The organism is Burkholderia sp. Ac-20379, from assembly GCF_017104645.1.
Taxonomy (GTDB): Bacteria; Pseudomonadota; Gammaproteobacteria; order Burkholderiales; family Burkholderiaceae; genus Burkholderia.
In genome coordinates, this window is sequence record NZ_JAAGPF010000042.1 from 26,517 (window position 1) to 35,915 (window position 9,399).

The following is a 9,399-nucleotide window of genomic DNA, read 5'->3' on the forward strand; positions in this document are numbered from 1 at the left end:
GGGTCATGCCGGCGCGCCCCCGTTTTTCATGCGGCGCTCAATAGACGAAGCGCCCCTGCACGTACACCGTGCGCGGCGCGCCCACCATCCGGCCGGCGTTGCCATCGACGTTGCGCGTGTAATAGCGCGCGTCGCCCACGTTGTTGATGCCGGCCGTCAGCGTGCTGCCCTTCATCTTCGGGATCTTCCAGTCGGCTTGCAGGTTCCAGACGCGGAAGCCCGGCACGCTGCCGTCGGCCGATTCCGCCACCGTGTTCGCCGTGTCCGAGTATTGCGCACTCTGGTGCGTGCTCGATACGTTGAAGGTCCACGCGCCGGTTTTGTAGCGCATGCCGACGGTGTCGGTGAAGCGCGAGTAGAACGGCACGTCGCGGCCCGCGAACTGCCCCGATTCCTGAATCGCCTTCGTGTAGGTGAAGTTGACGTAGGCGTCGAGGCCGCGCAGCGGGCCGTCGTCGGCGAACGCGTAGTCGAACGCCGTTTCGATGCCCTGATGATGCGTCGCGCCGATGTTCTGGAACGTCGCGGGCACCACGCCCACCACCTGCTGGATCTGGTTGTCGAAGCGCATGTTGAACGCGGTCACCTCGGCATGCACCTGATGGCTCGTCCAGCGCGCGCCCACTTCGAACGTCTTCGCGGTTTCGGGCTGCAACGGGTTGATGGCCGATTGCGAATTGAGCTGCAGGTTCTGCACCGGGCCGAACGAGGTGCTGTAGTCGGTAAACAGCGTCAGCGAAGGCGTCAGCAGATACGACAGGTTCACGGCCGGCAGCGGCTTGTTGTTCTTCGAACCGAAGCTCTGGCGCAGGATGTCGTCGCGGCGCGTCGATTCGATGTGCTCGTAGCGGATGCCCGGCGTCAGGCGCCAGCGGCCGAACGCGATGCGGTCGTCGATATACACGGCGTGCGCGTCGGTCGAATTGTCGAAGCGCGTGGTGCCGCTGAGCAGGCCGGTCAGGATCGACTGGTTGAAGCTGTTGTCGGTGCCGCGCTCGCGGACGTAGCGGTAGCCGACCGTCACGTCGTGCGCGGTCGGGCCGAGCGTCAGGCGCTGCGTGTAGCGCGGCTCGATGCCGTAGACCGAATACGTGCGCGGCTGATCCTGCAACTGCGTGCGCGCCGCATTGATCAGCGAACTCGTGCGGTAGCTCTCGTTGTAGAAGGTTCGGACTTCGAATTCCTGGGTGGCCGAGATGGTGTTCAGGTAGCCGACGTCGAAGCCCTTGCGGTCGCCGTACCAGAAATCGGTGGGCCGCGTGTTCTGGTACGGATCGGCGTTGTATTGCGCTACCGTCAGGCCGCCCGGCGTGTGCGACTTGACGTCGTAGTACGAGAACTTGCCGTACAGCTCGGAGGTGGGCGTCAGCTCGAAGCGCCATTTCAGTTGCAGGTCGTTGACGCTCTCGTCGCTGCCGACGCGCCAGTCGCGGCCGGCCATGCCCGAATAGAGCAGCGCCACGCCGAGGCCGTTGTCGAGCTGCGTGCCGAGGAACGTGCTGTATTGCGTGCTCGCGCCGCCGTGCGCGTAGATGTTCTCGCGCATCGTGGCGTCGGCGGTCAGGCCCGGCTGGTTCGGGATCTCGCGGGTGCGGAAGTTGATCACGCCGCCCACGTTCTGCGGGCCGTAGCGCACCGAGCCGCCGCTGCGCACCACGTCGATCGATTCGATGTTGCCGAGGCTGATCGGCGCGAACGACATCTGCGGCTGGCCGTACGGCGCGAATGCGAGCGGAATGCCGTCGAGCAGGATCGTCGAGCGCGGCGCATAGCGGCCCGTCAGGCCGCGCACGCCGATGTTCAGCGAGATCGCGCTGCCGGCCGAGCCGGAGTTGTCGGTGGCCTGCACGCCGGGCACGCGGCGCAGCACGTCGCCGATGCTCGACGCGCCGCTCTGCTCGATCGCGTTGTGATCGACCACGGTGCGCGCGCCCGCGAACGTCTTCACGCTGTTCTGCAGGCCGCTGCCGAGCCAGTCGCCCGACACGTTGATGGCGTCGAGCGTGGTGTTCTTCAGCGTTTCCTTCGAGGCTTCCTTCTGCGTCTCCTGCGGCGCTTCCTTCGTGCTTGCGTCGGATTCCTGAGCGAATGCCGGATCGACCAGCGCCGCGCAGGCGAGTGCGGCGAGCGCCGCGCAGCGGGTCAGCCGGGTGGTGTCGGTGAAATGGCGGCCAGTCCTTGCCATGATGCGGTGTGTCCTGTTGTTGTGTTTCGAAACGGTGTTGCCGCCGGCTTCGCGGGTAGCGAGCGTGCCGGGCCACGCACCGTTCGCCGGGCTTGACGGCGAACGATCGGCATTATTGGAATGAGAATCATGTTTATTCGTAGACGGACTGCGGCCGGTCGGACGAGCGGGGAGGGATGACGGGTCGGGGATCCGGGCACCACCGGGTTCGAGCGACCGGCGCGGGCCGGCAGGTACTACGGCTCGGCACGATGCCGCGGGCGCGACGGTCGTGGCGTCGTTCGCGGGTCGGGCTGAATGGGTCGATGCGTGGCTGTCGTGACTGCGACGAACTGGCTGGGCGTTCCCGGCGGTCGAGCGACCGCGGGAGAAATCGAGGCATCGGCACTATGCCATCGATTTTATTTCGGTATATGAAATATTTTGATGACACCCATCTACGCGATGGATGAATCGCGCGGGGCCGCCGGGCATGGCGCCGGGCGGCCGATGCCGAGGCGGATCAGGCCGCCGGCGGGAAGCCGGTTTTCTGCGGATAGAGGTTGCTGAACGGGAGCACGGTGCGCGTGGCATATACGCCGGCCTGCGTGAACGGCTCGCCGTCCAGCCAGGTGTGCACGGCTTCGCGCGACGCGAAATCCATCACGAGCAGGCTGCCGACGGGCGTCTTGTCGTCGTCGCCGAACAGCGGGCCGGCAAAGGCGATGCGTTCCCCGGCGGCCGACAGGTAGGCCTTGTGAGCGGGGCGGATTTCGGTGCGGAGTTCGAACGAATTCGGGCGGTCGAGCAGCGTGATGGCGAAGAGCATGGGCGGCCTCGGGTGGGGAAAGGCCCCAAGCCTAGCACCGCGGGCCGCCTGATGCAGCACCGCGATGCGCGGCCGCGCTCAGATCATCGAGGCGCCGGGCGTCTTGCCCTTGCCCTGGGCCGGTGCGGCGGGGGCGGCCGTGGCCTCGGCCTTGCCGTTGCCGGCCCGGAACGATTCCAGTTCCGAGGTCATGCGCTGCGAATGCTTGCCGTTCGGGTTGTCGAACTGCTCGACCGACTTCACCCAGCGGTTGATCTTCGGCACGTACCAGAACGCCTTGTAAAGCTTGCCCGACACGTCGCTGGGCTTGCCGTTCGCCTGCGCCGCGTGGTTGATCCACTGGCCGTTGCCTTCGATCTTGATCGCGTCGAAATGGCCGGCCGGCACGTCCACGGCCTCGTGGCCGACCACGCGCAGCGTGGTGTCGTAGGTGCGCGTGACCGGCTGCCCGTTCGGCTGCGCTTCGGTGTACTTGACGCGCCATTGCTTGCCGGCCGTCAGCGGGAACGACAGCGGTTCGCTGATCACCGTCTCGACGCCGTTGATGTCGCGCGAGCGGCTCCAGTTCGCACCGGCCACCGATTGCAGCGGCGCTTGCGTGGAGCCGGCCGTCTTGATTTCGAAGTAGATGTGATCGGCATCGGTGCGCAGGGCGACGATGCTGTCGTGCGATTGCTTGGTGGTGTCCGCGCCGGTTTGCAGCGTGTTCAGGTAGGCCCACGTATCGCCGGCCTTGATGGCGGGGGCGGCGATCGTTTCGGCGTGGGAGAGCATCGGAGCGGCCAGCAGCGCCAGCATCCAGCAAGTCTTCAATTTCATTGTTTCGGGCATCCCGGGTTGGTCCGGCGCCGATTCTATTGAGGCCAGCTTTCGACTGGCCTTCGGTCGGGCGCGACTGTGGCGCGGGCGCTCGCCGTGCGGCGCGGACATGACGACGTCATATTGCATGCCGCCGGTTCGGGCCGGTTCGGGCCGGCATCGTGCCGCGGCGGCGCCGGCCCGCGCGGGTTTCGTTCAGGCCGAAATCCGGTGCCGCAGCTCCTGATAGCTGCGCAATCCGGCCACGCCCAGCTCGCGCCCGATCCCGCTGAGGCCGAGGCCGCCCCAGCAGACCTGCGGGAAGATCAGTTGCGGCGCGTTGATCCACGCCAGCCCCGCGCGCAGCGCCTGTGCCATGCGCCGGCCGGCGGCTTGGTCGCGCGTGACGACCGTGGCCACCAATCCGTAGTCCGTATCGTTGGCCAGCGCGATGGCTTCGTCGTCGGTGTCGAACGACTTCACGCAGGCCACCGGGCCGAACACCTCGTCGGTCCACAGCACGTTGTCGGCGGCCGGCTCGGCCACCACCATCGGCGCACGGAAGAACCCGTCCTCGCAGGCCGCGTCGAGCCGGCCCGAGAACGCCACGCGCGCGCCGGCGGCCAGGCCGGCCTCGACGGCGGCGTCCACGCGCGCGCGGTGCGCGGCCGAAATCAGCGGCCCCATCGCCACGCCGCTCACCTGCGGCGGCGCGACCACGAGTGCGTCGACCGCCGCCTCGAACGCCGTCATGAACGCGGCGCTCAGGTTGCGATGCACGAGGATGCGCGCGGTGGCCGAACACATCTGCCCGGCGTTCGTGAACGCGCCGCCCACCGCGAGCGAGACGGCCAGCGAAACATCGGCATCCTCACGAACGATCAGCGCCGATTTGCCGCCGAGTTCGAGCGTGACGCGCGTCATGCGCTCGGCGGCGGCGCGCATCACGTGCCGCCCGGCGGCGGTGCTGCCGGTAAACGAGATCTTGTCGATGCCGGGATGGGCGGTCAGTTGCGCGCCCACTTCGGCGCCGCCGTTCACGACGTTGACCACGCCCGCCGGCACGCCGGCCGCCTGCACCAGCGCGATCAGCCGGTGCTCGGCCGGCGCGGTCAGCTCGGACGGCTTCAGTACCGCGGTGCAGCCCGCCGCCAGCGCGGGCGCGAGCTTCCAGGCGGTGGTTACCATCGGGAAATTCCACGGCACGATCAGCGCGGCCACGCCGACCGCGTCGTAGCTGCGCTCGGCCGAAACCGCCGCGCCATCGAGCGCGATCGATTCGGGCGCGAACATCGCCGCGTCGTCGCACAGCCCGGCGTAATAGCGGAACGTGGCCGCCGCGTCGCTCGCGTCGATCCCGGCCTCCGCGGGCGGTTTGCCGCTGATCCGGGATTGCAGCGCGGCCAATGCCTCGCGGTCGGCCTCGATGCCGTCGGCGATCGCATGCAGCAGCCGGCCGCGTTCGGCGGCCGGCGTGGCGCGCCAGCCCGGCAAGGCGGCGCGCGCGGCGCCGATGGCCTCGTCGATCAACGCCGCGTTCGCGCTTTCCTGCCAGCCGGCGGCCGCGCCGGTGGCGGCGTGATGCAGCGGCGTGCGCGCCGCATCCGAATCGGCGTCGAGAAAGCGCGGCGCGTTGGCGATGGTGGCGGCGGGATAGACGGCGAGGCCGTCGGCGGCGCGACGGGTCGGAACAAGGCTCATCGGGATGTCTCCGTGGTTCGTGGCGCTGGGCGAGCGCCCGCGCCGCGACGATGGTAGGGGAGTTGGCGCGGCGGACGAATCGCGAAATCGCGATGTCCACATCGACGCGAATCGATGCAACCGGCCGGCCGGTGGCCGGGAATGCGACACAGTGGAAGAGCACATGCGGCGCGCGCCGCAGATCGATCGGTACGCGCCGCGTCGGCGGTCGAGCCGGCGCCCGACGATCGGCTGATGGCCGCGATGGCGGCGCCCTTTAGGCGCGCAGGCCGTCAAACGTAGAAGTAGCGCACCAGATGGAAGAACACCGGGGCGGCGAAGCAGATCGAATCGACGCGGTCGAGCATGCCGCCGTGGCCGGCGATCATGGTGCCCCAATCCTTCGCGCCGAGCGAGCGCTTGACGGCCGACAGCACCAGCCCGCCGACGAAGCCGGCCAGCACGATCGCGAGCGACATCAGCAGCGCCGCGCCGAAGCCGAACGGCGTGACGCGATAGAGCGCGCCGCCGCACAGCGTGGCCAGCAGCCCGCCGCCGATGAAGCCCTCGACGGTTTTCGACGGGCTCAGGTGCGGCGCGATCTTCCGGCGTCCGAACAGTTTGCCGACCACGTATTGCAGCACGTCGCTGATCTGCACGACCAGGAGGAAATAGAACAGCAGCAGCGCGTTGTGGCCGTCGTAGCCGCGAATGTCGAGGATCAGCAGCGCCGGCGCGTGGCTCAGGCCGTAGACGCACACCATCAGCGCCCAGTTGATCTTGGCGTTGCGGCTCAGGAAATCGCGCGTGTCCTGGGTCAGCGCCGATACGAACGACAGCGCGAAGAACAGGTGCACCGGCACGAAGATCGAATACATGCCGTACCAATTCACGCCCAGCAGCACGTATTGCACGGGAATCGCGATGAAGAACGCGACGAACAGCGTGGTGTGATCGCTGGCCGTGGTGGGCGTGAGCGTGATGAATTCGCGCAGCGTCAGGTACGACAGGAACATGAACACCACGTAGGTGGCGATCGGCCCGAGCCCGATGGCGATCGCCATGATCGCGATCATGGCCCACCAGGCGCGGATCCGCTGATTCAGGTTGACGATGGTGGCGCTCTTGCCGCCGTCGCGCGCGCCGAGCACGGCGCCGACGATCGTCGCGATGACCAGCAGGCCGGTGACGCTGCCGACCAGTTCCCAGAAAAGTGTCCGCATGGTGTGGTGGTGTCGTGTCGTGGTGAGGGGCGCGGCCTCAGCCGGCCGGGCGGATCGGTGCGAGCGCAACCACCGCGTCGCGCATGCGGGCGAGAAAGCCGGCCTTGTCCTCGCCGTCGATGCGCGGCATGGCCTCGCCGAAGTGCACCTTGCTGATCAGCGGCACCGGCCAGATCGCCCCCTTGGGCATGATCCGCTGCAGGTTCTCCAGATAGACGGGCGCGAGCTCCACGGCGGGAAATTCGCTCGCGAGATGGAACAGCCCGCTCTTGAATTGCGCCGGCAGGGTTTCCACGCCGCGCGTGCCTTCCGGGAACAGGATGATCGAATCGCCGCGCGCGAGCGCCTCGCGCACCGGGTCGAGCGGATCGCCGCCCGATTCGCGGTGGCGGTCGATCAGCACCACGTTCAGCAGCTTGCCGGCGATATGCCGCTTCAGATCGCTGCTGTCCCAGTAGTCGCGCGCGGCCACCGGGCGCACCGTATCGCGCAGCTCGCGCGGCAGCGCGGCGAGGATCGCGAGCGTGTCGATATGGCTCGTGTGGTTCGAGAACAGGATCTTCTGCGTGGGACGCGACGGCGGCACGTGCCAGACCGGGTAGGCACCGGCGACGATCCGCACGATGCTCAACAGGACATCGCGCTGCCAGATATGGACGAGTTTCATCGCGGGCCGGCCTCGCGGATGCAGAAGGGCTGCGGGTGCGGCGGTAGCGGAGGGACGGTGGTTGGCACGCTGTTCAATCGCTCGGTCGATTCCGTCGGGACTTGGTGTGCCGGCACGCTCGACCGCGGCGCGAAGCCGTTGCGGCCGACATCGACATGCCGGTGCCCGGCGCTGTGACGGCCATGCGGCCCGGGCTCGCCGGATTATCGCGGCTTTTCCCGCCGGAATCCAGTGCCGAACCGGCGCGCCGTTTGCCGTGGGCGCTTGACGGTTCGGCGCCGGTCAACGACGATACGGCGCATCTCGCCCCCGGCCTTGCATCGAACCTCGCCACGGCGGCAGCGGGCGGCGAAAACCGTATGGACTACGCATGAGCCTCTATTCGCTGAAACCCAAATTTCAGGACTGCCTGAGACCGATCACGCGCGCCTGGGCCGCGCGCGGCATCACCGCGAATCAGGTCACGCTGGGCGCGGCCTTCGGCTCGATCGTCGTCGGCGCGCTGGCTGCGCTCGGCGCGGGCCGCCAGTGGCCGTTCCTGCTGATTCCCGTCTGGCTGTTCCTGCGCATGGCGCTCAATGCGATCGACGGCATGCTGGCGCGCGAGCACGGCCAGAAGAGCGTGCTCGGCGCGTATCTGAACGAACTGGGCGACGTGGTGTCCGACGTCGCGCTGGTGCTGCCGTTTCTCGCCGTATCGGGTTTTTCGCCAACCGATGTCTGGGCGTTCGCGTTGACCGCCGCGCTGGTGGAATGCGCGGGGCTGATCGGGCCGCTGGCCGGCGCGTCGCGCCGCTACGACGGGCCGGTGGGCAAGAGCGATCGCGCGTTCGCGATCGGCGCGTTCGCGCTGTGGATCGGGCTGGGCTGGACCATCGGCGCGCTGGGCATCGCGCTCTGGTGGCTGCTGATCGCGCTGGCCGCGTTCACGATGGTGCGCCGCGTGCGCGCCGGCGTGGCCGAAGCGGAAGCCGCGGGCAAGCGCTGAGCGGCGGCGGGTGGCAGCACGGCGGCGGAGGGCGCCGCCGCATCGATAACACCAACAACAACGAGAGGCATCATGGATGCACGCATCGCCACCGAGGCGAGCTTCACCACACACGACGGCGAACGGCTGTTCTACCGCCATTGGCCGGCCACCGCGCCGTGCCGCGGCGCGATCGTGCTGCTGCATCGCGGCCACGAGCACTCGGGGCGCGTCGCGCACCTCGTCGACGAGCTCGATCTGCCCGGCTTCGCGTTCTTCGCCTGGGATGCGCGCGGCCACGGCCGCTCGCCGGGGCCGCGCGGCTACAGCCCCGGCGCGGGCGCGTCGGTGCGCGACCTGCAATGCTTCGTCGATCATCTGCGCGAGGCGCACGGCTTCGCCGAAGTGGATCTGGCGATCGTCGCGCAGAGCGTGGGCGCGGTGCTGGCGGCCGCCTGGGTGCACGATTACGCGCCGCGCGTGCGCTGCCTGGTGGCGGCGTCGCCCGCGTTCCGCATCAAGCTGTACGTGCCGTTCGCGCGGCCGGGTTTGCGGCTCATGCACCGCCTGCGCGGCCTGTTCTACGTCAACAGCTACGTGAAGCCGGCCTATCTGACGCACGATCCCGAGCGGATCGCGAGCTATGCCGCCGATCCGCTGATCACGCGGCCGATCGCCGTCAACATGCTGCTGGATCTGCACGATACGGCGCGCCGCATCGTCGACGACGCGGCCGCGATCACCGTGCCCACGCTCGTGCTGATCTCCGGCGCGGACTGGGTGGTGCATCGCGAACCGCAGCAACGCTTCTTCGAGCAGCTCGGCGCAACCCGCAAGGCCTGCGTGGTGCTGCCGGGCTTCTATCACGACACGCTCGGCGAGCGCGATCGCGCGCAGGCGCTCGCGCCGTTGCGCGCGTTCGTGCTGCGCGAATTCGATGCGCCCGAGCCGCGCGTCTCGCTGGCCGACGCCGACCGGCGCGGCGCATTTCACGACGAATACGAAGCGCTCGCCGCGCCGCCGTCCGGCCCGTTTGCGGCGGCGCGCTGGGCCGTCACGCGCGCCGGGCTG

General features: G+C 68.7%; 9 protein-coding genes. 3 read left to right on the forward strand and 6 right to left on the reverse strand.

Going from position 1 to position 9,399, the window contains the following annotated elements:
• Positions 1–37 precede the first annotated feature (37 nt).
• From G3N92_RS08490 to G3N92_RS08515, 6 genes are all read right to left on the reverse strand, one after another.
• Complete coding sequence (locus G3N92_RS08490; protein ID WP_206127020.1) at positions 38–2,185, reverse strand: TonB-dependent siderophore receptor; 2,148 nt, start codon at positions 2,183–2,185, stop codon at positions 38–40.
• Between the two features lie 502 nt (positions 2,186–2,687).
• Positions 2,688–2,993 carry a YciI family protein gene (locus G3N92_RS08495; protein WP_206127021.1) on the reverse strand — a complete coding sequence of 102 codons (306 nt, stop codon included), beginning with the start codon at positions 2,991–2,993 and terminating at the stop codon, positions 2,688–2,690.
• 78 nt (positions 2,994–3,071) lie between these two features.
• On the reverse strand, positions 3,072–3,812 hold the full coding sequence (locus tag G3N92_RS08500) for a hypothetical protein (protein ID WP_206127022.1): 741 nt from the start codon (positions 3,810–3,812) through the stop codon (positions 3,072–3,074).
• Between the two features lie 195 nt (positions 3,813–4,007).
• Positions 4,008–5,492, reverse strand: a complete 1,485-nt coding sequence (locus tag G3N92_RS08505) for an aldehyde dehydrogenase family protein (RefSeq protein ID WP_206127023.1) — start codon at positions 5,490–5,492, stop codon at positions 4,008–4,010.
• Positions 5,493–5,764: 272 nt separating this feature from the next.
• Positions 5,765–6,694 (reverse strand): phosphatidate cytidylyltransferase, encoded by a 930-nt coding sequence (locus G3N92_RS08510; RefSeq protein ID WP_206127024.1) that lies wholly within the window; start codon positions 6,692–6,694, stop codon positions 5,765–5,767.
• 37 nt (positions 6,695–6,731) lie between these two features.
• A complete protein-coding gene (locus tag G3N92_RS08515; protein WP_206127025.1) occupies positions 6,732–7,361 on the reverse strand; it encodes a lysophospholipid acyltransferase family protein in 630 nt (209 codons plus the stop codon).
• A gap of 155 nt (positions 7,362–7,516) precedes the next feature.
• On the opposite strand from G3N92_RS08515, the gene G3N92_RS08520 reads away from it, so the two are divergent.
• From G3N92_RS08520 to G3N92_RS08530, 3 genes are all read left to right on the forward strand, one after another.
• Positions 7,517–7,735 (forward strand): hypothetical protein, encoded by a 219-nt coding sequence (locus tag G3N92_RS08520; protein ID WP_206127026.1) that lies wholly within the window; start codon positions 7,517–7,519, stop codon positions 7,733–7,735.
• Positions 7,732–8,349, forward strand: coding sequence for a CDP-alcohol phosphatidyltransferase family protein (locus G3N92_RS08525; protein WP_206127027.1), 618 nt, complete (start codon positions 7,732–7,734; stop codon positions 8,347–8,349). The genes G3N92_RS08520 and G3N92_RS08525 overlap by 4 nt, the downstream gene beginning before the upstream one ends.
• 72 nt (positions 8,350–8,421) lie before the next feature.
• Positions 8,422–9,399, forward strand: a 978-nt coding sequence (locus G3N92_RS08530) for an alpha/beta hydrolase (protein ID WP_206127028.1), incomplete at its 3' end; no start/stop codon positions are given.

What these genes read in the sequence shown, in the direction of transcription:
- G3N92_RS08490 (WP_206127020.1), bottom strand. Translation starts at nt 2,185, where the DNA reads ATGGCAAGGACTGGCCGCCATTTCACCGACACCACCCGGCTGACCCGC.
- G3N92_RS08495 (WP_206127021.1), bottom strand. Translation starts at nt 2,993, where the DNA reads ATGCTCTTCGCCATCACGCTGCTCGACCGCCCGAATTCGTTCGAACTC.
- G3N92_RS08500 (WP_206127022.1), bottom strand. Translation starts at nt 3,812, where the DNA reads ATGAAATTGAAGACTTGCTGGATGCTGGCGCTGCTGGCCGCTCCGATG.
- G3N92_RS08505 (WP_206127023.1), bottom strand. Translation starts at nt 5,492, where the DNA reads ATGAGCCTTGTTCCGACCCGTCGCGCCGCCGACGGCCTCGCCGTCTAT.
- G3N92_RS08510 (WP_206127024.1), bottom strand. Translation starts at nt 6,694, where the DNA reads ATGCGGACACTTTTCTGGGAACTGGTCGGCAGCGTCACCGGCCTGCTG.
- G3N92_RS08515 (WP_206127025.1), bottom strand. Translation starts at nt 7,361, where the DNA reads ATGAAACTCGTCCATATCTGGCAGCGCGATGTCCTGTTGAGCATCGTG.
- G3N92_RS08520 (WP_206127026.1), top strand. Translation starts at nt 7,517, where the DNA reads ATGCCGGTGCCCGGCGCTGTGACGGCCATGCGGCCCGGGCTCGCCGGA.
- G3N92_RS08525 (WP_206127027.1), top strand. Translation starts at nt 7,732, where the DNA reads ATGAGCCTCTATTCGCTGAAACCCAAATTTCAGGACTGCCTGAGACCG.